General features: G+C 72.9%; 2 protein-coding genes and 1 pseudogene. All 3 read left to right on the forward strand.

The window, feature by feature from the left end:
* Window positions 1–142: 142 nt before the first annotated feature.
* On the forward strand, window positions 143–4,057 hold the full coding sequence (locus tag ACH4TL_RS44820) for a type I polyketide synthase (RefSeq protein WP_398331627.1): 3,915 nt from the start codon (window positions 143–145) through the stop codon (window positions 4,055–4,057).
* 34 nt (window positions 4,058–4,091) lie between these two features.
* A pseudogene (locus ACH4TL_RS44825) lies at window positions 4,092–13,688 on the forward strand (type I polyketide synthase); the annotation flags it as partial.
* Between the two features lie 58 nt (window positions 13,689–13,746).
* Window positions 13,747–24,154, forward strand: a 10,408-nt coding sequence (locus ACH4TL_RS44830) for an SDR family NAD(P)-dependent oxidoreductase (protein ID WP_398425500.1), incomplete at its 3' end; no start/stop codon positions are given.

A 24,154-nucleotide genomic window follows, 5' to 3' on the forward strand; every position in this document is an offset into this window, starting at 1 on the left:
CCACGTCCACCGCAAGGTCTAAGGGAATGTAAAGATCCCGCGGCCTTAGCCTCCGGGCTGAACTCCACTCGTCCGACTTCCTCAAAGGCGGTGCGGCGTCATGACGGTCACGCCCGGCACTGAGCCCTCCGGCGATCCGGTAGTGATCGTCGGAATGGCGTGCCGATACCCAGGCGGGATCCATTCTCCCGAAGACCTGTGGAACCTCGTCGTGTCCGGGCAGGACGCGACCGGCGGCCTCCCCGCCGACCGCGGCTGGGACCTGGCCGCCCTCGCCGGCGACGGCCCGGGCCGCAGCGCGTCCCAGCGGGGCGGCTTCCTGCGCGGCGCGGCAGAGTTCGACCCCGGCTTCTTCGGGATCAGCCCGCGCGAGGCCCTGGCCATGGACCCGCAGCAGCGGTTGCTGCTCGAGGTGTCCTGGGAGGCGGTCGAACGGGCGGGAATCGACCCGCTGTCCCTGCGCGGCAGCCGCTCGGGTGCGTTCATCGGCACCAGTGGCGAGGACTACGCACTCGTCGTCCAGCGGGCGGAGGAGGACCTGGCCGGGCACGCCGTCACCGGCACCTCGCCGGGCGTGGCGACCGGCCGGCTCGCCTACTTCCTCGGCCTGGAGGGCCCGGCGATCACGGTGGACACCGCGTCGTCGTCCTCGCTGGTGGCGCTGCACTGCGCGGTGCGGGCGCTGCGGGCGGGAGAGTGCTCGCTGGCGCTGACCGGCGGCGCGACCGTCATGTCCACCCCGCGGTCTCTCGTCGGCTACTCCCGGCAGGGCGGGCTCGCGCCGGACGGCCGGTGCCGGGCCTTCTCCGACGACGCGAACGGCACCGCGTGGGCCGAAGGCGTGGGCGTACTGCTGCTGGAGCGGCTGTCCGACGCGCGGCGCCACGGCCACCCCGTGCTCGCCGTCGTGCGCGGCAGCGCGGTGAACTCCGACGGCGCCTCACGCGGGTTGACCGCGCCGAACGGCGCCTCCCAGGAACAGGTGATCCGGCAGGCACTGGAGGACGCCGCGCTGGGCACCTTTGAGGTGGACGCGGTGGAGGCGCACGGCACCGGCACCCGGGCGGGCGACCCGGTAGAGGCGCGGGCCCTGCTCGCCACGTACGGCCAGGGCCGGCCCCGCCCGCTGTACCTCGGCTCGCTGAAGCCGAACCTCGGCCACGCGCAGGCGGCGGCGGGCGTGGCGGGCGTGATCAAGACGGTGCTGTCGCTGCGGCACGGGACGCTCCCGCGCATCCTGCACCTGAACGTGCCCACATCCCAGGTGGACTGGGCGGCGGGGGCGGTCGAACCGCTGCGTGAGAACACCGCGTGGCCGGATACCGGTCGCCAGCGCCGCGCCGGGGTGTCCTCGTTCGGCATCAGCGGCACCAACGCGCACGTGATCCTCGAACAGGCGCCGCCGGTCGCCCCGGTCGACGAGCCCGAGCGGAACCCGGATATGTCTCCGGCCGTGGTGCCCTGGGTGGTGTCGGCCAGGACCGAGGCCGCGCTGGACGTCCAGCTGGACCGGATCCGGTCCACTCCGGTGTCCACGACGGATCCCCACTCCGCCGTCGATGTCGGATTCTCCTTGGCCACCGGCCGTTCGGCGTTCGACCACCGGGCGGTCCTGCTCGCCGCCGGCGGGAGCCGGTCCGAAGTGGCGCGCGGCGTCGCCGGGAAGAGCCGGACGGCGGTGGTGTTCTCGGGGCAGGGCACTCAACGGCTCGGCATGGGAAGGGAGTTGTACGGCCGTTTCCCGGTGTTCGCCGAGCGGCTGGACGCGGTGCTGGCGGAGTTCGAGCGCCAGACGGACCTGCCGCGGATGAACGTGCCGCTGCGGGACGCGCTGTGGGGCGAGGACCCGGACCTGCTCGACCGCACCGGGTTCGCCCAACCCGCGCTGTTCGCCGTCGAGGTTGCTCTGTACGGGCTCGTGGAGTCTCTGGGCGTGACGCCGGACCTCCTGGCCGGGCATTCGATCGGCGAGGTGACGGCGGCGCACGTGGCCGGGGTGTTCTCGTGCGCCGACGCCTGCCGCCTGGTGGCCGCGCGCGCTGGGTTGATGCAGGCGCTGCCGGACGGCGGAGCCATGGTCGCGGTGCGGGCCACCGAGGAAGAAGTGCAGCCCTTACTGACCGACCGCGTGTCGATCGCCGCGGTCAACGGCCGGTCGCGGGTGGTGCTCGCCGGAGTGGAGCGCGAGGTTTTGAGGATCGCCGGTACGCTGGCGGCCGAAGGGCGCAGGACCACCCGGCTGTCCGTGTCGCACGCCTTCCACTCGCCGCTGATGGACCCGATGCTCGCGGAGTTCCGGCGCATAGTGGAGCGCCTGGAGTTCCAGGAGCCGCGCGTCCCCGTGGTGTCGAACCTGACCGGGCGGCTCGCGACGGACGGGGAGCTGTGCTCGCCGGAGTACTGGGTGCGCCACATCCGCGACACCGTCCGCTTCGGCGACGGCCTCGCCACCCTCCGCGCGGCGGGCGCCACCGTCCTGTTGGAACTGGGTCCGGACGGCGCGCTGTCCGCCATGGCCGGGGACAGCCTGGCCGGTACGCGGGTGACCGTGGTGCCCGCCCTGCGCAAGGACCGCGGTGAGGAGACCGCACTGGTGACCGCACTGAGCCGGCTGCACGTGGCCGGGGTGCCGGTGGCGTGGCGCGCGTTCTTCGCGGGCACGGGCGCACGCCGGGTGGACCTGCCGACCTACGCCTTCCAGCACGAACGCTTCTGGCCGACCGTCCCGGCGGACGGCAGCGGCACGTACCGGAACGGCTCGGGACACCCGCTGCTGGGCACGGTCGTGGAACTCGCCGAGGACGCCGGCCTGGTGTGCGGTGGCCGCGTCTCGGTGGCCGCGCAGCCATGGCTGGCCGACCACCACGTGTGCGGCCGGGTCGTGCTGCCCGGCACGGCCCTGGCGGAACTGGCCGTCCGGGCCGGTGACGAGGCCGGGTGCGCCCACCTCGAAGAGCTTGTCCTCACCTCTCCGCTCGTCCTGCCCGAATCCGGTGTGGTGGAACTTCAGCTGCGGGTCGGGGCCGCCCGGGAATCGGGACGGCGGCCGGTGACCGTACACGCGCGGCCCGTCCCGGCCGTCGGGGCGCCGTGGATCGAGCACGCCTTCGGTGTGCTCGCCCCCAAGAGCGGCGCGGACCCCGGGCTCGACACGGCCGCATGGCCGCCTCCGGGGGCCGAGCCGGTCGAGGCGGAGAGTTTCCGGCGGCGGTGGGCCGAGGCCGGATTCTCCTACGGGCCGATGCTCCAGGGGCTGCGCGTGGCCTGGCGGCGCGGCGCGGACGTGTTCGCCGAAGTGGTCCTGCCACCGGGAGCCGACACGGCCGCGTTCGTCCTGCATCCAGCGCTGCTGGACGCCGCCCGGCACGCCACCCCGCCCGGCGCCGACATCGGCCTTCCCTCGTACCTGCAAGGCTTTTCCCTGCACGCGTCCGGTGCCACGGCACTGCGCGTGCGGCTCTCGCCCCAGCGGGACGGTTCGCTGGCGATCGAGGCCGTTGAACCGGGCGGGGCGCCGGTGCTGTCGGTCGACGCTCTGTTCGTACGCCCGGTGCCGCAGTTCGGTGACCCGTCCCCGGCGCCCGAACCCGCCGCCGAGTACGTCCCCGGCCGGCCCGCCGGGCGATCAGGAGTCGCCGCGCCGCGGCCGGAGAAGCTGCGGGGCATGCCCGCCGCTCGACGGGCCCGCCTCCTGCTCGACCTGGTGCGTGCCGAGGCGGCCGCGGTGCTGGGCCACGTGGACCCCGACCAGGTGGACGCGAACCTGGCCTTCCGGGAACTGGGTTTCGACTCGCTGACCGAGACCGAACTGCGCGCGCGGCTCGGCACGGTCACCGGGCTGCGACTGCCCGACACCCTCGTGTTCAGCCATCCGACCCCCGCGTCGGTCGCGGACCATCTGGCGGACCGCCTCGGGGACGGTCACGCGGACGACGACGCCGGCCCCGGTGCGAAACCGCCCGATCCGGCGCCCGATCGGGTCTCCACCGAGGACATCGATTCGGTGCCGGTGGACCGATTGCTCGACCTCATCGACGAGGAATTCGAACTCCAGTAAGCAGCCACTTTCGTTGAGCCGTGAGGACGGTCCGGTGCCAGAAGACCAGCAGGGCAAAATCGTCGAGTACCTCAGGCGGGTCACCGCCGACCTGCGGCGGGCGCGAGCGCGGGTCGAGGAACTGGAGCAACGCGCCGGCGAACCCATCGCGATCGTCGGCATGGGCTGCCGCCTGCCCGGCGGGGTCGGCTCCCCTGAGGAGCTGTGGGAGCTGGTCCGCGCCGACGGGGACGCCATCACGGGGTTTCCCACCGACCGCGGCTGGGACCTGGGCGCTCTGCACGGCGACGGCCCGGGCGGCAGCCCCACCCACGAGGGCGGATTCCTGGCCGGGGCGACCGAGTTCGACCCGGGCTTCTTCGGCATCTCCCCGCGCGAGGCCGCGGCGATGGACCCGCAGCAGAGGCTGCTGCTGGAGGTGTCCTGGGAGGCGCTGGAACGGGCCGGGATCGACCCGCTGACCCTGCGCGGCAGCCGCTCCGGCGTGTACGTCGGCACCTACCACTGGGGTTACCGGCAGCCACCGGACGCGGACGGCGACGACCAGCAGGGCCACGTGATGACCGGTACCGCGGCCAGCGTGCTGTCCGGCCGCCTCGCCTACACCCTGGGCCTGGAGGGCCCGGCCGTCACGGTGGACACAGCGTGCTCGTCCTCGCTGGTCGCGCTGCACATGGCGGTGCGGTCACTGCGCGGCGGGGAGTCCTCGCTCGCCGTCGTCGGTGGGGTCACGGTGCTGTCGGACCCGGCGATCTTCCCGGAGTTCGGCAGGCAGGGCGGGCTGGCCCCGGACGGGCGGTGCAAGGCGTTCTCCGAGCAGGCGGACGGCACCGGCTGGTCCGAGGGCGTCGGGGTGCTCGTCGTCGAACGGCTGTCGGACGCGCGGCGGCACGGTCATCCCGTACTCGCGGTGGTGCGCGGCAGCGCGGTGAACTCCGACGGCGCCTCGAACGGCCTGACGGCGCCGAACGGAACGGCGCAGGAGCGGGTCATCCGGCAGGCACTGGAGAACGCCGCGCTGACCACCTCCGATGTGGACGCGGTCGAGGCGCACGGCACCGGAACCCGGCTCGGGGACCCCATCGAGGCGCAGGCGCTGCTCGCCACGTACGGCCAGGGCCGGGAGCCGGACCGCCCGCTGTGGCTGGGCTCCCTCAAGTCGAACATCGGCCACACGCAGGCGGCCGCCGGAGTCGCCGGGGTCATCAAGATGGTGCAGGCGATGCGCCACGCCACGCTGCCTCGTACGCTGCACGCCGGAACGCCCTCGTCGAGGGTGGACTGGTCCGCCGGCCGGGTCGAGCTGCTGCGCGAGACCATCGCGTGGCCGGAGACCGGCCGGGCCCGGTGTGCGGGGGTGTCGTCGTTCGGGATCAGCGGTACGAACGCCCATGTCGTCCTGGAACAGGCCCCCGAGACACCCGAGGTCCCCGAGGGCCTGCGGGCGCCGGAGAGCGACGCCGACCCGGTGCGGGTCGTGCCGGACGCGGTGCCCTGGGTGGTCTCCGCCAGGACCGGCGCCGCCCTCGACGAGAATCTCCTCCGGGTGCGGTCCCTGCCGGGCGGGCCGGTTTCCCCGGTCGACACCGGATTCTCCCTGGCGAAGGGCCGGTCGGTCTTCGAGCACCGCGCCGTGCTCCTGGGCTCTGCCGAGGGCGCACCGGAACTCGCCAGGGGCGTCGCGGCCGAACGGCCACTGGCGGTGCTGTTCTCGGGACAGGGCAGCCAGCGGATCGGCATGGGCCGCGAACTGCACGCGCGCTTCCCGGCCTTCGCGGAAGCATTCGACGCGGTACTCGCGGAACTGTCCGAGCACCTGCCACCGCCCGGCACCACCGGTCTCCTCCGCGAAGTGATCTGGGGCGACGACGCCGAGCGGCTGAACCGCACCGGCTTCGCCCAACCCGCCCTGTTCGCCATCGAAGTGGCCCTGTTCCGCCTCGCGGAGACATGGGGCCTGAAGGCCGACTACCTGGCCGGGCACTCGATCGGTGAGATCGCGGCTGCTCACGTCGCGGGAGTGCTGTCCCTTCCGGACGCCTGTGTGCTGGTGGCGGCCAGGGCTCGGCTGATGCAGGGCCTGCCCGGCGGTGGGTCGATGGTGGCCGTCGAGGCGGCTGAGGACGAGGTCCGGCCGTTGCTGTCCGGTGAGGTGTCGGTGGCGGCGGTGAACGGGCCGTCGTCGGTGGTGCTGTCCGGCGAGGGGACAGCGGTCGAGGAGATCGTCGCGCGGTTGGAGGGCCGTCGGACGAGGAGCTTGGCTGTCAGCCATGCGTTTCATTCGCCGCTGATGGACCCGATTCTGGAGGAGTTCCGTGCGGCTGTCGGCGGGCTCACGTTCCATGAGCCGCGCATCCCGGTCGTGTCGAATGTGACGGGGAGGCTCGCGACGGCCGGTGAGCTGGGCTCGCCCGACTACTGGGTGCGCCACGTCCGCGAGACCGTACGGTTCGCCGACGGCGTGCGCGCGATCGCCTCCGAGGGCGCCGGTGCCTGGCTGGAGCTGGGACCGAACGGCGTCCTCACGGCCATGGCCCAGGAGTCCCTGGCACCCGACGCCGTCGTCGTTCCGTTGCTGCGCGAGGACATCGGCGAAGAGCTCGCGGCCGTGACCGCGCTGGCGCGGCTCCACGTATCGGGTGTGGCCGTCGACTGGCCCGAGCTGTTCGCGGACACCGGCGCGCACCGGGTCGACGTACCCACCTACCCGTTCCAGCACGAGCGGTTCGCGCCGCCGGTCGCGGACACACCCACCCGGGACGGCGGCGACGCCGAGACGGAGTTCTGGGCGTCGGTGGAGCGGGAGGACGTCGAATCGCTGGCGACGAACCTGGACGCCGACGCCGCGGTGCTGCGCGTCGTACTGCCCGCCCTGTCCTCGTGGCGGACCCGCCACCGCGAGAGGTCCACCGTGGACTCGTGGCGCCACCGCGAGACCTGGCGGCGGCGGAGCTTCCCGCCCGGGAAGGCATCAGGTACCTGGCTGGTCGTCACCCCGCCGGGCGGGCCGGACGAGGACTGGATCTCTGCCGTCGCCCAGGCCCTGGGACCGGATGCCGTCCGCGTCGAAGCCCGGGAAGCCGGGGAAGCCGGGGAAGCCGGGGACGCCGGCCGTACCGCCCTCGTCGAACGCCTCACCACCGCGGCCGACGGTCTCCCGTCCGTGGCCGGGGTGCTCTCCCTGCTGGCAGCGGACGAATCAGCGGACGACACGGGTGTACCCGCCGGGCTCATCCGCACGACCGCGCTGGTGCAGGCGCTGGGCGACGCCGGACTGCACTGCCCGTTGTGGTGCGTCACGCGCGGCGCGGTGGCCGTGAAGGACGCCGAGCACCCGGCCGACCCGGCGCAGGCGGCGGTGTGGGGACTGGGACGCGTGGCCGCGCTGGAGTACCCGGACCGCTGGGGCGGCCTGATCGACCTGCCCACCGAGCTGAACGAGCACTCGGCCGCCGCCTTCGCCGCTGTACTGGCGGGCCGGGACGGCGAGGACCAGGTCGCCGTACGGCCGTCCGGTACGTACGTACGCAGGCTGGTGCCCGCCCCGGCCCCGCGCCCCGCGGCGGAGTGGGAGCCGTCCGGCACCGTGCTGATCACCGGCGGGACCGGTGCGCTCGGCGCGCACGTGGCGCGCGCGCTCGCCCAACGCGGGTCGGCCACCTGCGGACCGGCCGGACGCGGACCGGCCGGGGGCGGCGGACCGCGCCTGCTGCTCGTCAGCCGGAGCGGACCCGCCGCCTCGGGCGCGGCGGACCTGCGCCGGGAGCTGACCGAGCTCGGCGCGGACGTCACCATCGCCGCCTGCGACGCCGCGGACCGGGCGGGGCTGGAGGCCGTACTGGCGGACATCCCGGCCGACCGGCCGCTGACCGGGGTGGTGCACGCGGCGGGTGTGCTGGACGACGGCGTACTCGACCGGCTGACCCCGGACCGGTTCGCCACGGTGTTCCGCGCCAAGGTCGCGTCGGCCCTCCTGCTCGACGAGCTCACGCGTGACGCGGACCTGTCGGCGTTCGTCCTGTTCTCCTCCGTGTCGTCGGTCGTGGGCAATCCCGGACAGGCCAATTACGCGGCCGCCAACGCCTCGCTGGACGCGCTGGCGCAGCGTCGGCACGCGCGGGGCCTGCCCGCGACCTCGATCGCCTGGGGAGGCTGGGGCGGCGCCGGCATGGCGGCCCGACCGGGTTCCGGAGCAGCCGGCAGCGTCGCGCTCGCAAGGCTGGATCCGCGGCTCGCGGTCTCGGCGCTGTCCGAGGCGGTCACCGAACCGCATCCGACGCTGGTGGTCGCCGACCTTCAGCACTTCGCGTCGCAGGCCCCGCCCTCCGGCCTGCGCCGAACCCCGCTGCTGGAAGAACTGCCGTACGCGCGGCGCGCGCCCCGCGAGGACAGCGCACCGGCGCCGCGGCTGCGCGAGCGGCTGCGCGACCTCCCGGCGGGCGAGCGGGCCGCGCGGGTGCTGGAGACGGTACGGGAGCGCGCGGTCGCGGTGCTCGGGCACGCGTCCGCGAACGCGACGCACCTGGTGCACGCGGACAGAGCCTTCCGGGACTCCGGATTCAATTCCCTGACCGCGGTGGAGCTGCGCAACCAACTCGCGGCCGAGACGGGGCTGGCGCTGCCCACCGGCGTCGTATTCGACTACCCGACCCCCCGGCTGCTGGCCGAACATCTGCTGGCCGGACTGGGCGGTGAGCGGGCCGCCCCGGACGTACCGGCCCCGCCCGCAGCGCCGGCCGGGGCCGCCGACGAACCGCTGGCGATCGTGGGCATGGCCTGTCGGCTGCCCGGCGGCGTGAACACCCCCGAGCAGCTGTGGGAGCTGCTGGCCGAGGGGCGGGACGCGATCTCGGACTTCCCCGCCGACCGCGGCTGGGACCTCGGCGCCTTCGACGGCGACGGGCCGTGGAGCGGCGCGCGCTTCGAGGGCGGATTCCTCTACGACGCGGCCGAGTTCGACGCCGCGTTCTTCGGGATCTCGCCGCGCGAGGCGGTGACCATGGATCCGCAGCAGCGGCTGCTGCTCGAAGTGTCCTGGGAGGCCGTCGAACGCTCAGGGCTCGACCCGCGTACCCTGCGCGGCAGCCGCACCGGGGTCTTCGTGGGCAGCAACGGGCAGGACTACGCGCACGTGGTGACCGGATCCCGCGAGGACGTGGCGGCCCACGCCGCCACCGGACTCGCGGCGAGCGTGCTCTCCGGCCGCCTCTCCTACACCTTCGGGTTCGAGGGCCCGGCCGTCACCGTGGACACCGCGTGCTCCTCTTCCCTGGTCGCCCTGCACCTGGCGACGCGGGCGCTGCGTGCGGGCGAGTGTTCGCTGGCCCTGGTCGGCGGAGCGACCGTGATGACCGACTCGGCCAGCTTCGCCCGGATCTCCCGGCTGGGCGCGATCGCCCGCGACGGCCGGGCCAAGGCGTTCTCCGACGACGCGGACGGCACCGGATACTCCGAAGGCGTCGGAGTGGTGGTGGTCGAGCGCCTGTCGGACGCGCGGCGCAACGGGCACCGGATCCTTGCGGTGGTACGGGGGAGCGCGGTCAACCAGGACGGCGCGTCGAACGGCTTGACCGCGCCCAACGGCCCCTCCCAGCAGCGCGTCATCCACCAGGCGCTCGCCGACGCGGGCCTGTCCGGCGCGGACATCGACGCCGTGGAGGCACACGGCACCGGCACCCGGCTCGGCGACCCGATCGAGGCGGGAGCGCTGCTGGCCACCTACGGCCGACAGCGGCCGGCGGACCGGCCGCTGTGGCTGAGCTCGCTCAAGTCCAACATCGGCCATACCCAGGCCGCGGCCGGGGTCGCGGGCGTCATCAAGACGGTGCTGGCTCTGCGGCACGGCACGCTCCCCCGGACCCTGCACGCCGACCCCCCGTCCTCGCGGGTGGACTGGTCCGCCGGCGCCGTGGAACTCCTCACCGAGCAGCGGCAGTGGCCCCGTGCGGACCGGCCGCGCCGTGCCGGGGTCTCGGCGTTCGGCATCAGCGGAACGAACGCACACGCCGTCCTGGAAGAGGCACCCGACACCCAAGAACACCCCACCCCCGAGACCGACGGCCCCGTGCCGTGGGTGCTCTCGGCGCGGTCCGCGACGGCGCTCGGCGAACAGGCCGCACGGTTGCGGGCGTTCGCGCGGGAAAACCCGACGTCCCCGCCCGCCGAGGTGGGATGGTCCCTGGCCACCACCCGCTCCGCCTTCGACCACCGCGCGGTCGTGGTCGGGAACAACCGCGACGAACGCTTGCGCTCCCTCGACACACTGGCGGCCCAGGGCAGCGCTTCCGGCCTGGTGCGCGGGACCGTGCTGGAGAACGAGACCGGCCCGGTGTTCGTCTTCCCGGGCCAGGGCTCGCAATGGTGGGGCATGGGCCGGGAGCTCTTCGTGGCCTCCCGCGTCTTCCGGGACACCGTGACCGCCTGCGCCGACGCACTCGCCCCGCACATCGACTGGTCGCTGACCGACCTGCTGACCGGGTCCGGTGATCCCGAAGCGCTGGGACGGGCCGACGTCGTACAGCCCGCGCTGTTCGCGACGATGGTGGCGCTGGCCGAACTGTGGCGCTCCCACGGCGTCGAACCCGGTGCCGTCGTGGGGCATTCACAGGGCGAGGTCGCCGCGGCTCATATCGCCGGCGCCCTGTCGCTCGAGGACGCCGCCGCGCTCATCGCGCTGCGCAGCAGGACGATGCTGAAGCTGGCCGGGCACGGCGGCCTGATGTCGGTGGCCGCCCCCGCCGGGCGGGTGAGCCCACTGCTGGAATCCTGGCCGGGGAGGCTGTCCCTGGCGGTGCTGAACGGGCCCTCGTCGGTGGTGGTCTCCGGAGATCCGGCGGCGCTGGACGAGCTGATGCGGGAGTGCGAGGCCCAGGGCCTGCGCGCCCGCAAGGTGCGATCCGACATCGCGGGCCACGGACCGCAGGCCGAAGCCGTACGGGACGAACTGCTGACCGTCCTGGCGTCGCTGCGCCCGGTGTCCTCGCGGGTGCCCTTCTACTCCACGGTGACCGGTGAGCGGTTGGACACGGCCACGCTGGACGCCGACTACTGGTACGCGAACCTGCGGCAGATGGTGCGCATGGAGCAGGCGACCCGGTCGCTGCTGGCCGACGGCCACCGGATCTTCGTCGAGACGAACCCGCATCCGCTGCTGGCCGGCGCGATCGAGGAGACCTGCGAGACGGCGGGCGCCGACGAGGCGGTCGTCCTCGGCTCGATCCGCCGGAACGACGGCGGCGCCCGGCGCTTCGTGACCTCGGTCGCCGAGGGCTGGGTGCGCGGGCTCCCGGTTGACTGGCGTACGGCGTTTCCGGACGGTTGCGGCGGTCCCGTCGACCTGCCCACCTACCCGTTCCAGCACCGGCGTTACTGGCCGGAGCCCACAGCGGAGCGTGCACGGGCCGTCGGCGGCGCAAGCGCCACCGACGGCGAGGACGCCGCCTTCTGGACCCTCGTGGAGAGCGGCGACCTCGACGCGCTCTCCGCGGAACTGGGCGTCGACGCCGGCGGCGGTCAGGATTCCCTCTCCGCCGTGCTGCCCGCGCTGTCCGCGTGGCGCGAGCAGTACCGGCGGCGGTCGGCCGTGGGTGCCTGGTGCTACCGGACCGACTGGACCCGGCTGCGGGAACCCGCGACCACCCCGCTCACCGGCAGGTGGCTCGCGGTGGTCCCGGCCGAATGCGAGGGCGACCCATGGGCCGAAGCGGTGCTCGACGCCCTGGGCCCGGACGCGGTGCGGATCGATATCGAGTCCACCGAGGACACCGACCGCGAGCAGTTGGCTGCCCGACTGGCCCATGCCGGTGAGACCTCTCCTCACCCCGCCACGGAGTTCACCGGAGTCATCTCGCTGCTGGGCCTCGCCGAGCGGCCGCACTCCGGGTTCACCTCCGTCCCGAGCGGACTGTCCGCGACCCTTGCCCTGGTCCAGGCGCTGGGCGACGCGCGGCTGCGCGCGCCGCTGTGGTGCGTCACGCGTGGCGCCGTCTCGGCCGCGCGGGACGACCGGGTCAGCCACCCGGTGCAGGGCGCGCTGTGGGGCTTCGGCCGGGTCGTCGCGCTCGAACAACCGGGCCTGTGGGGCGGCCTGGTGGACCTCCCGGAGACGCTGGACCAGCGCGCCGCCGCTCGCTTGGCCGGAGTGCTGGCGGGCCTGGACGGCGAGGACCAGGTCGCGGTCCGCGCGTCGGGCGCCTTCGGCCGCCGGCTGGTCCACGCCGAGCCCGCCCCCGCGCGGCCCGAGCGGCCGTGGCGTACACGCGGAACCGTGCTCATCACGGGCGGCACCGGCGGTCTGGGCGCGCATCTCGCCCGGTGGGCCGTCGAGCGCGGCGCCGGGCATGTCGTGCTCGCCGGCCGCCGCGGCCCGGGCGCGCCGGGCGTCACCGGGCTCCGTGCCGAACTGGAGGGCATGGGCGCGCGGGTGACGGTCGTGGCCTGCGACGCGGCCGACCGCGACGCGCTCTCCGCCGTGCTGTCGGCCATTCCCGCCGAGTTCCCCCAATTCCCGCTGTCCGCGGTGATCCACGCCGCCGGGGTGTCGGACGGCGACGGCGAAGCGGCGTCGCTGACCCCCGACCGGCTGGACGCGCTGATGCGGCCCAAGCTGACCGCCGCGCTCAACCTGCACGAACTGACCACGGACGCCCGGCTGGACGCGTTCGTGCTGTTCTCCTCGGGCGCCTCGGCCTGGGGCAGCGGCGGACAGCCCGGCTACGCGGCGGGCAACGCCTACCTCGATGCGCTGGCCGAACACCGCCGTGCCCGGGGCCTGACCGCCACGTCGATCGCCTGGGGCGCCTGGGGCGAGGCAGGTATGGCCACCGACCCCGGCCTGGTGGAACGGCTGGCGAAGCGCGGCGTTCTTCCGATGGAGCCGCCCAAGGCCATCGCCGCGCTCCAGCGGGTCCTTGACGAGGACCGGACCACCATGACGGTGTCGGCGATGGATTGGGCCAAGTTCGCCCCCAGCTTCACCATGTCCCGTCCCAGCCCGCTGCTGTCCGGCCTGCCGGAAGCCCGCGAACCGGCGCCCGCCGACAACGCGGGGAAGGCGGGGAAGGCCGGGGAGGCCGGAGACGCCGGGGACGAAACCCCCGACGGTACGCCGTCGTTGCCGCGCCGCCTCGCCGAACTGCCCGACGCCGAACGGCGCCGCGTCCTGCTCGACGCCGTACGGACCGAGGTGGCCGCGGCCCTCGGCCACTCCGGGACGGACACCGTCCCGGCCGACAGGGCCTTCCGCGACCTCGGCTTCGACTCGGTGAGCGCGGTGGAACTGCGGAACCGGCTCAAGGCGGTGACCGGGCTGCCCCTGCCCGCCGCGCTGGTCTTCGACTACCCGAACCCCACCGCCCTCGCCGGGCACATCGGGGCCGAGCTGTTCCCCGGCACGCGGGAGCCCGCCGAGGACCCCGAGGCCGAGGTCCGCCGGGTCCTGGCTTCCATCCCGCCGAGCAGGCTGCGCAAGGCCGGACTGCTGGACCTGGTGCTGCGACTCGCGGACAGCGGCGGTGACGACACCACTCGTGCGGCCCCCGCGCAGAGCGGTCCCGTAAACGACCTTGACGACCTTGACGACCTCGACGGCGAGAGCCTGCTGCGGCTGGCGGCCGAGAACACCACGGAATGACGCACGGCATGGCGCACGGCGCCAGAGCCGGACTCACGCCCGACCCGAGAGAGCGTGCATGAACACTCCCAACCAGTACATCGAAGCGCTCCGGTCCTCCCTCAAGGAGAACGAGCGGCTGCGTCGGCAGAACCAGCGGCTGACCGAGTCGGCGGTCGAGCCGATCGCCATCGTCGGCATCGGCTGCCGGTTCCCGGGCGGCGTGGCCTCGCCCGAAGATCTGTGGCGACTGGTCGTCGAGGGCCGGGACGTGATGTCGGACTTCCCGGCCGACCGGGGTTGGGACCTGGCCAGGCTCGGCGGCGACGGGCGCGGCCGCAGCCTCGCCCGCCAAGGCGGCTTCCTCGATCACGCGACGGAGTTCGATCCCGCCTTCTTCGGCATCTCGCCGCGGGAGGCGGTCGCGATGGACCCGCAGCAGCGGCTGCTGCTGGAGACGGCCTGGGAGGCGCTGGAACGGGCCGGGATCGCGCCGACGCGGCTGCGCGGCAGCCGGACCGGGGTGTTCGCCGGAACCACCGGGCAGGACTACGGCAAGGTGGTCGCGGCAGCCCGCGAGGACATGGAGATCTACTCCACCACCGGCCACGCGGCGGGCGTCATCTCCGGGCGGCTGTCGTACGTACTCGGTCTCGAAGGCCCTGCCGTCACCGTCGACACGGGCTGCTCGTCCTCGTTGGTCGCGCTGCACTGGGCGGTGCAGTCACTGCGGTCGGGCGAGTGCACTCTGGCGCTGGCCGGTGGTGCGACGGTGATGTCCACGCCCGGCATCTTCGTCTCGTTCACCGCGCAGGGCGGGCTGGCCTCCGACGGGCGCTGCAAGCCCTTCTCCGACGCGGCCGACGGAGTCGGCTGGAGCGAGGGCGCGGGGGTGCTGGTCCTGGAGCGGCTGTCGGACGCCCGGCGCAACGGACACCCCGTGCTCGCCGTGGTGCGCGGCACCGCGATCAACCAGGACGGCGCCTCCAACGGCCTGAGCGCCCCGAACGGCCCCGCGCAACAGCGAGTGATCCGGGCCGCCCTGGACAGCGCCGACCTCACCGCGGACCAGGTGGACGCGGTGGAGGCGCACGGCACGGGCACCACGCTCGGCGACCCCATCGAGGCGCAGGCCCTGCTGGCCACGTACGGGCAGGAGCGCGAACGCCCGTTGCTGCTGGGGTCGGTGAAGTCCAACATCGGCCACACCCAGGGCGCCGCCGGGGTGGCGGGCCTGGTCAAGACGGTGATGGCCCTGCGGCACGGGGAGTTGCCGCGCAGCCTGCACTCCGAGGTGCCCTCCTCCAACGTGGACTGGACGGCCGGTGCGGTCCAGTTGCTGGCGGAACACACCGCCTGGCCGGAGACGGGACGTCCCCGGCGAGCCGGAGTGTCGTCGTTCGGGATCAGTGGCACCAACACGCACGTGATTCTGGAGCAGGGGCCGTCGCTGGAGGAGCGGGTCGAGGAACCGTCGGTGGTGCCCGGCGTCGTGCCGTGGGTGGTGTCGGGACGGACGGCCGTCGCTCTGGAAGAGCAGCTGGACCGGCTCATGTCCGCTGCGGACGGCAGTGCCCCGTTGGATGTGGGGTTCTCGCTGGCGACGGGCCGGTCGGCGTTTGAGCACCGGGCGGTGCTGCTGGCGGGTGCGGGTGCGGGTGCGGGTGCGGGTGCGGGTGCGGGTGCCGGTGTGGATGGTGTGTATGAGGTGGCGCGTGGTGTTGTCGGCGACGGGCCGTTGGCTGTGGTGTTCTCGGGGCAGGGTGCGCAGCGGCTGGGGATGGGCCGGGAGTTGTATGGCCGGTTCCCGGTGTTCGCGGAGGCGCTGGATGCCGTACTCGCGCACCTGGACGACTCGGTGCGGGGGGTGATGTGGGGCGAGGACGCGGAGGCTCTGAACAGCACCGGGTCGGCTCAGCCCGCCCTGTTCGCGGTCGAGGTGGCGTTGTTCCGGCTGGTCGAGTCGTTTGGGGTGCGTCCGGACTTCGTGGCTGGCCATTCGATCGGTGAGGTGGCGGCAGCACACGTGGCGGGTGTGCTGCCGTTGGAGGACGCGTGTGCTTTGGTGTCCGCGCGTGCTCGGTTGATGCAGGCGCTGCCTGCCGGTGGTGCGATGGTGGCGGTGCAGGCCGCCGAGGATGAAGTCCTGCCGTTGCTGTCCGGTCGGGTGTCGATCGCGGCGGTCAACGGGCCGTCGTCGGTGGTCGTCTCCGGTGATGAGGATGCGGTATCGGAGGTTGCGGCGCGGTTGGCGGAGCAGGGGCGGAAGTCGAGCCGGTTGCGGGTCTCGCACGCGTTTCATTCGCCGTTGATGGACCCGATGCTGGACGAGTTCCGTACGGTGGTCGGGGAACTCGCCTTCCACGAGCCCACGATGCCGGTGGTGTCGAACCTGACCGGACGGCTGGCAGACGCTTCGGAGCTGTGCTCGCCGGAGTACTGGGTACGTCACGTCCGTGAGACCGTACGGTTCGCCGACGGGATCCGGACCCTGTCCGACGAGGGGGTACGGACCTTCCTGGAACTCGGCCCGGACGGGGTGCTCTCGGCGCTGGTCCGGGACTCGGCTCCGGACGACGCCGTCGCCATCCCGGCGCTGCGCAAGGACCGCGGAGAGGAATTCGCCCTCGTCACGGGGCTGGCGCGGCTGCATGTGACCGCCACGGTGGTCGACTGGTCCGTACTGTTCGCGGGCACGGGCGCGCGCCGCGTGGACCTGCCGACCACGGCGTTCCAGCGCCGACGGTACTGGCCCTCGGGCACCGCGCGCGTCCGGGACGCCGCCGGGCTCGGGCTGGGCGCCGCGGACCATCCGCTGCTGGGCGCGGCGGTGGAACTCGCTGACGGCGCGGGCGCCGTGTTCACCGGCCGCCTGTCCGTGCTGTCCCATCCCTGGCTCGCCGACCATGTGGTGCGCGGCCGCATCCTGGTGCCGGGCACGGCCTTCCTGGAGTTGGCGATCCGCGCGGGCGACGAGTTCGGCTGCGACCGGATCGATGAACTCACGCTGGCCGCGCCACTGGTGCTGCCCGAACAGGGTGCCGTACGGATCCAGGTGCGAGTGGGCGCCGAGCGCGGAGACGGCCGCCGCGCCATCACGGTCCACGCGCGGACCGAAGCGGCGGCGGATGCCACTCCGTGGACCGAGCACGCCTCGGGCCTGCTCGGCCAGAGCGGCGGCACGACCGAGGCGGGAACGGTATTCGACGCCACGGTGTGGCCGCCTGCGGGCGCCGAGCCGATCGAGCTCGGCGACTGCTACGCGCACCTCGCCGACCTGGGCTTCACCTACGGCCCGGCGTTCCAGGGTCTGCGGGCGGCCTGGCGCCGGGGCACCGAGCTGTTCACCGAGGTCGCCCTCCCCCGGGAGGCCGAGACGGGCGGCCTGGCGGATGCCGGTGCGTTCTGCCTCCACCCCGCCCTTCTCGACACCGCGCAGCACGCCTCGTCCTTCGCCGATCTCGGCGCGATCAGCGAGGGCGGCCTCCCCTTCTCCTGGCAAGGCGTGTCGCTGTACGCGTCCGGGGCGACGACGGTGCGGGCCCGGCTGTCGCGGATCGAGCACGACGCCGTGTCGATCGCCATCGCCGACACGGCCGGTGGCCTGATCGCGTCCGTTGACTCCTTCGTCACTCGCCCGGTCCCGGACGGTCGGCTGGGCGACGGCCCGACGGCCGTGGACGCGAATTCGCTGTTCGGCCTCGACTGGACGCCCGTACGGGCAGGGGCTGGCGCGGTCCAGGCGGGCTCCGTCGCTGTCATCCGGCCGGATGACCCCCTGGGGCCCGGCGCACAGCCGAATCCTGCCGGTCACGGTCTGACCGACGCTCTGCCGCAGGGCGACGCGGTGGTCGAGGTACACGCGGACCTGGACGCACTCGTGGAGCACCCGGTCCCGGACGTGGTGCTGGCCGAGCTCGCGCCCGTCCCCGGACAGAACACGATAGACGCTGTCCACGCCACGGTCGCGCGGGCGCTGAGGCTCGTACAGCACTGGCTGGCGGACGAGCGGTTCGCCGGTTCCCGGCTGGTCCTGGTGTCCCGGGCCCCCGGTGGCCTCGCTGCGGCAGCGGCGTGGGGCCTGCTGCGGTCCGCGCAGGCCGAACACCCCGACCGTGTCACCCTGCTCCACCTGGACCAGGCCCCGGGCGACGACGCGGTGCCGGGGGCACTGCTGTCGCGCGCGCTGACCGTGCCGGAACCGGAAATCCTCATCCGCGACGGGCAGATCCTCGCCGCCCGGCTGTCCCGGGTGCCACACGGAACCGAGGACCCCGCCTGGGACGAAGCCGGAACGGTCCTGATCACCGGTGGTACCGGCGGCCTGGGCGCGGTGCTGGCCCGTCACCTCGTGACCGAACACGGTGTACGGGACCTGCTGCTCGCGTCGCGACGTGGGGCCGAGGCTCCCGGCGCCGGGGCCCTCGCCGCCGAGCTGACCGGGCTCGGCGCGCGGGTACGTACCGTGGCCTGCGACGTCGCCGACCGCCCCGCCCTCGCGGAGCTGCTGACCCGGCACGACGTATCCGCCGTGGTGCACACCGCCGGGGTGCTCGACGATGGCGTGGTCGGCGCCCTCACCGAGGAACGCGTCGACGCCGTGCTGCGGCCGAAGGTGGACGCGGCCTGGCATCTGCACGAACTGACGCGTGACCTGGGCCTGGACCTGTCGGCCTTCGTGATGTTCTCCTCCGCCGCCGGTACCCTGGGCGGGCCGGGGCAGGCCAACTACGCCGCCGCGAACGCTTTCCTCGACGCCCTGGCCGAGCACCGCCGGAGCCTCGGGCTGCCCGGGGTGTCGCTGGCGTGGGGCCCATGGGCCCAGGCCGACGGCAGCGGGATGACCAGCGGTCTGACCGAGATCGACAAGGCCCGCCTGAGCCGCTCGGGTTTCCCGCCCCTGACCACCGGACAGGGCGTGGCCCTGTTCGACGCCGCGCTGGCCACCGGCCGGTCCGCGGTGCTCCCGATCCGACTGGACCTGCCCACCCTGCGTGCGCGCGGGGAGGTCCAACCGGTGCTGCGGGGCCTGGTACGCACCCCGATCCGCCGCGCTACCAGCCCGACCGTGAACGTTGGTGACGGTGATGGTGACGGTGGCGGCCTGGCCGACCGGCTGGCCGGACTGAGCCGTCCGGACCGTGACGCGGCGCTGCTGGAGCTGGTCCGCGGCCAGGTCGCGCTGGTGCTCGGCCACGAAAGCCCGGCAACGGTCGATCCGGTGCGGGCGTTCCGCGATCTGGGCTTCGACTCGCTTACGGCCGTCGAGTTGCGCAACGGGCTGAGCGCGGCGACCGAACTGCGACTCCCGGCAACCCTGGTGTTCGACTACCCGACGCCGAAGGCACTTGCCGACCACCTGAGCCAGGAGCTCTTCGCCGGGCCCGTCGAGGCGGTGGCAGATGCCCCGGTGGGCGCGCCGGTGCCGGTCGCCGACGACCCGGTGGTGATCGTGGGCATGGCATGCCGCTACCCGGGCGGGGTGGCGTCGCCCGATCAGCTGTGGGATCTGGTGACCGCGGGCGTGGACGCGGTGTCGGAATTCCCGACGGACCGGGGCTGGGATTCGGACGGGCTCTACCACCCGGACCCCGAGCGCCCCGGGACCTCGTCGACCCGTGCCGGTGGCTTCCTGCACGAGGCTGCGCAGTTCGACTCCGATTTCTTCGGGATGAGCCCGCGCGAGGCCCTGGCGACCGACGCGCAGCAGCGGCTGCTGCTGGAGACGGTGTGGGAGGCGATCGAGCACACGGGCATCGATCCGGTGTCGCTGCGCGGCAGCCGGACCGGCGTGTTCGCCGGGGTCATGTACAACGACTACCGGACCCTGCTCACCGGCGACGAGTTCGAGGCGTTCCGGGGCAACGGCAGTGCCCCGAGCGTGGCGTCGGGCCGCGTCTCGTACACCCTCGGGCTGGAGGGTCCGACGGTGACGGTGGATACGGCGTGTTCGTCGTCGTTGGTGGCGATGCATCTGGCGGCGCAGGCGTTGCGTGCGGGTGAGTGTTCGCTGGCGTTGGCCGGTGGTGTGACGGTGATGTCGACGCCGACGACGTTTGTGGAGTTCTCGCGGCAGGGCGGGCTGTCCCCTGATGGCCGGTGCAAGGCGTTCTCGGATTCGGCTGATGGTGTGGGCTGGGGTGAGGGTGTCGGCATGCTGGTGTTGGAGCGGTTGTCCGATGCTGAGCGGAACGGGCACTCTGTGCTGGCGGTGGTGCGGGGTAGTGCGGTGAATCAGGATGGTGCGTCGAATGGGTTGACCGCGCCGAATGGTCCTTCGCAGCAGCGGGTGATCCGGCAGGCGCTGGCCAGTGGCGGGATCTCCCCGGTGGATGTGGATGCGGTGGAGGCGCACGGGACGGGGACGACGCTCGGCGACCCGATCGAAGCACAGGCGCTGCTGGCCACGTATGGCCAGGGTCGGGATGTCGAGCGTCCGTTGCTGTTGGGGTCGGTGAAGTCGAATATTGGTCATACGCAGGCTGCGGCGGGTGTCGCGGGTGTGATCAAGACGGTGATGGCGATGCGGCACGGGGTCCTGCCGCGCACCCTGCACGTGGATGCTCCGTCGTCGCACGTCGACTGGACGGCGGGCGATGTCGAGCTGGTGCGGGACACCACCGCCTGGCCGGATTCGGAACATCCGCGCCGGGCGGGCGTCTCGTCTTTCGGCGTCAGCGGCACCAACGCCCACGTGATTCTGGAGCAGGCGCCGTCGCTGGAGCAGCGGGTCGAGGAACCGTCGGTGGTGCCCGGCATCGTGCCGTGGGTGGTGTCGGGGCGGACGGCCGTGGCTTTGGACGCCCAGTTGGAACGGCTTACGTCGGCTACAGATGGTAGTGGCCCGTTGGATGTCGGGTTCTCGCTGGCGACGGGCCGGTCGGCGTTTGAGCACCGGGCGGTGCTGCTGGCGGGTGCGGGTGCGGTTGTGGATGGTGTGTATGAGGTGGCGCGTGGTGTTGTCGGGGACGGGCCGTTGGCTGTGGTGTTCTCGGGGCAGGGTGCGCAGCGGTTGGGGATGGGTCGGGAGTTGTATGGCCGGTTTCCGGTGTTCGCGGAGGCGTTGGATGAGGTGTTGGCGCACCTTGGCGATTTGGTGCGGGGAGTGATGTGGGGTGCTGATGCGGAGGCCTTGAACGGTACCGGGTGGGCCCAGCCCGCCCTGTTCGCGGTTGAGGTGGCGCTGTTCCGGTTGGTCGAGTCGTTTGGTGTGCGGCCGGACTTCGTGGCGGGGCATTCGCTTGGTGAGGTGGCGGCGGCGCATGTGGCGGGTGTGCTGTCGTTGGAGGACGCGTGTCGGCTGGTGTCGGCGCGGGGTCGGCTGATGCAGGCGCTGCCGCCCGATGGCGGGGCGATGGTGGCGGTCGAGGCGACCGAGGACGAGGTGCGGCCGCTGGTGTCGGACCGGGTGTCGGTCGCGGCGGTGAACGGGCCGTCGTCGGTGGTGTTGTCCGGTGAGGAATCGGCGGTGCTGGAGATCGCCGGGTGTTTCAAGGATCGTAGGACGAGCCGTTTGCGGGTCTCGCACGCGTTTCATTCGCCGTTGATGGACCCGATGCTGGACGAGTTCCGTACGGTGGTCGGGGAACTCGCCTTCCACGAGCCCACGATGCCGGTGGTGTCGAACCTGACCGGACGGCTGGCAGACGCTTCGGAGCTGTGCTCGCCGGAGTACTGGGTACGTCACGTCCGTGAGACCGTACGGTTCGCCGACGGGATCCGGACCCTGTCCGACGAGGGGGTACGGACCTTCCTGGAACTCGGCCCGGACGGGGTGCTCTCCGCGCTGGTCCGGGACTCGGCTCCGGACGACACCGTCGCCATCCCGGCGCTGCGCAAGGACTGGCCGGAGGAGACCGCGGCCGTCAGCGCATTGGCGCAGATGTACGTGAGGGGTGTGCCCGTCGACTGGCGGGCGTACTTCGCGGGCACGGGCGCGCGCCGGGTCGAGCTGCCCACCTACGCGTTCCAGCACCGTCGGTACTGGCCTTCAGCACCGACGGCGATCCGGGACGCCACGGGCCTGGGGCTGACCTCGGCCCATCACCCGTTGCTGGGTGCGTCCGTTCCCTTGGCGGACTCGGATGGCGCAGTGTTCGCCGGTCGCCTGTCGGCGGCCTCGCATCCGTGGCTGGCCGACCATACGGTGATGGGCCGGATTCTGGTGCCGGGAGCCGCTTTCGTGGAGTTGGCCATCCGGGCCGGTGACGAGTTCGGCTGCGACCGGATCGATGAACTCACCCTCGACACGCCGCTCGTGCTGCCGGAGCGGGGCGCGGTGCAGATCCAGGTCCGCGTGGGCGCCGCCGATGCCGACGACCGGCGCGCTGTCACCGTCCACGCCCGGTCTGAAGGCGCGGCGGGAAGTGCGTCCGCGCCGTGGACGCAGCATGCTGCGGGCACGCTCTCCGCCGAGTACGCGGCCGCTGGTTTTGAGGCGCCCGGACTTGAGGGCGCCGCGTGGCCTCCGGCGGGCGCAGAGCCGATCGATCTCGACAATTTCTACACGGCCCGGGCAGAGTCCGGGTTCGACTACGGCCCGGTATTCCAGGGCCTGCGGGCGGCCTGGCGGCATGGCGACGACGTGTTCGCCGAGGTGGGCCTGGGCGAGGCGGGCCTGAACGAGGGTGTCGAGACAAATGGCTTTGGCCTTCACCCGGCCCTGCTGGACGCGGTGCTGCACGCGACGGCCTTGACCATCGAAGACGGCGTGCTCCCGTTCGTATGGGAGGGGGTCTCGCTGCACGCCGCAGGAGCGACGGCGGTACGGGTCCGGCTCTCCCACCCCGAGCCGGACAAGATCGCCATCGCGATCGCCGACGTGGCCGGGCAGCCGGTCGCCACGGTGGGCAGCCTGCTGGTGCGTTCGATCACGTCCGGGCAGCTGGACGCGGTGGCCGTGCCCGACCGGGACTCGCTGTTCCGGGTCGAGTGGGCCCCGGCCACGCCGAGTCGTGCGCCTTCCGATCCGGTGGCCGTGGTCGGCCCCGATGGTGGTCTGGCCGATGAACTGGCGGGCGGACGAATCACCGTAGGCGCGTATCCGGATCTGGCCGCGCTTGCTGAGGGCGCGGTGCCGGAAGTGGTGCTGGCGATTGTCTCCGGTGACCGGTCGGAGAGCATGGTGGATACGGTCCACGACACCGTGTCACGGACCCTGGATCTGACACAGCGCTGGCTGGAGGGGGAGCGGTTCGTCGATTCTCGGCTCGTGGTGGTGTTCCGAGGTGCGATCGACGACCCAGCCGTCGCGGCCGCGCGAGGCCTGCTGCGGTCGGCGCAGTCGGAGCATCCGGGTCGGATTGGTCTGCTGGATCTCGGGAGCGGGGATTGCTCGGGGGCGTTGCTGGCGGAGGCGCTGAGTGTGGCGGAACCCGAGGTTGCGGTGCGGGAGGGGCGGTTGGTGGTGCCTCGGTTGGCTCGGGTGGGTGTGTCCGACTCTGTGGTGCGGGTATGGGGTGGCTCCGGTGCGGTGCTGGTCACGGGTGGTACGGGCGGTCTGGGTGCGGTGGTGGCGCGGCATCTGGTGGCCGAGCGTGGCGTGCGGGATCTGCTGCTGGTGTCCCGGCGGGGGAACGATGCTCCGGGTGCGGCGGAGCTTGTGGCTGAGTTGGTGGGGTTGGGCGCGCGGGTTGAGGTGGTGGCGTGTGATGTGGCCGACCGGAATGCGTTGGCGGAGGTGCTGTCCGGGCGGGAGATTTCGGCTGTGGTGCATGCGGCCGGTGTGCTCGATGACGGTGTGATTCCCGCGCTGACTCCGGAGCGGTTGGCTGGGGTGTTGCGTCCGAAGGTGGATGCGGCATGGCATTTGCATGAGTTGACGCGGGGCATGGACTTGTCCGCGTTCGTGGTGTTCTCCTCGGCGGCGGGCACGTTTGGTAGTGCGGGTCAGGGGAGTTACGCCGCGGGGAATGCGTTCTTGGATGCGTTGGTGGAGTATCGGCGTGGCCAGGGGTTGCCGGGTATGTCGTTGGTGTGGGGGCCGTGGGAGCAGGCCGACGGCATGCTCGGTGAGCTGAGCGCCGCCGATCGGGAGCGGATGTATCGCTCGGGCTTCCCGCCGTTGTCCACCGAGCAGGGGGTGGCGCTGTTCGATGCCGCTGTGGGGGCTGGGGAGCCGGTGGCGTTGCCGGTGCGGCTGGATCTTTCCGTTTTCCGTTCCGGTGGTGAGGTGCCGCCTCTGCTGCGTGGGTTGGTGCGGAGTCGTCGTACTGCCGGGCGGGCTGTGGCGGGTGACCTCGGCGAGAGCCTGAGCGAGCTGGGCCAGGTGGAGCAGCGGGAGAGGTTGCTGGACCTGGTGCGGGGCCAGGTGGCGGTGGTGCTCGGGTATCAGGGCGCTGCGGCGATCGATCCCGGCAGGGCGTTCCGTGATCTGGGTTTTGATTCGTTGACGGCGGTGGAGCTGCGTAATGGGTTGAGTGGGGCGACGGGGTTGCGGCTGCCGGCGACGTTGGTGTTCGACTACCCGACTGTCGAGTCGCTGGCTG

The organism is Streptomyces sp. NPDC021115, assembly GCF_044333065.1.
In the GTDB taxonomy this organism is placed as follows: domain Bacteria; phylum Actinomycetota; class Actinomycetes; order Streptomycetales; family Streptomycetaceae; genus Streptomyces.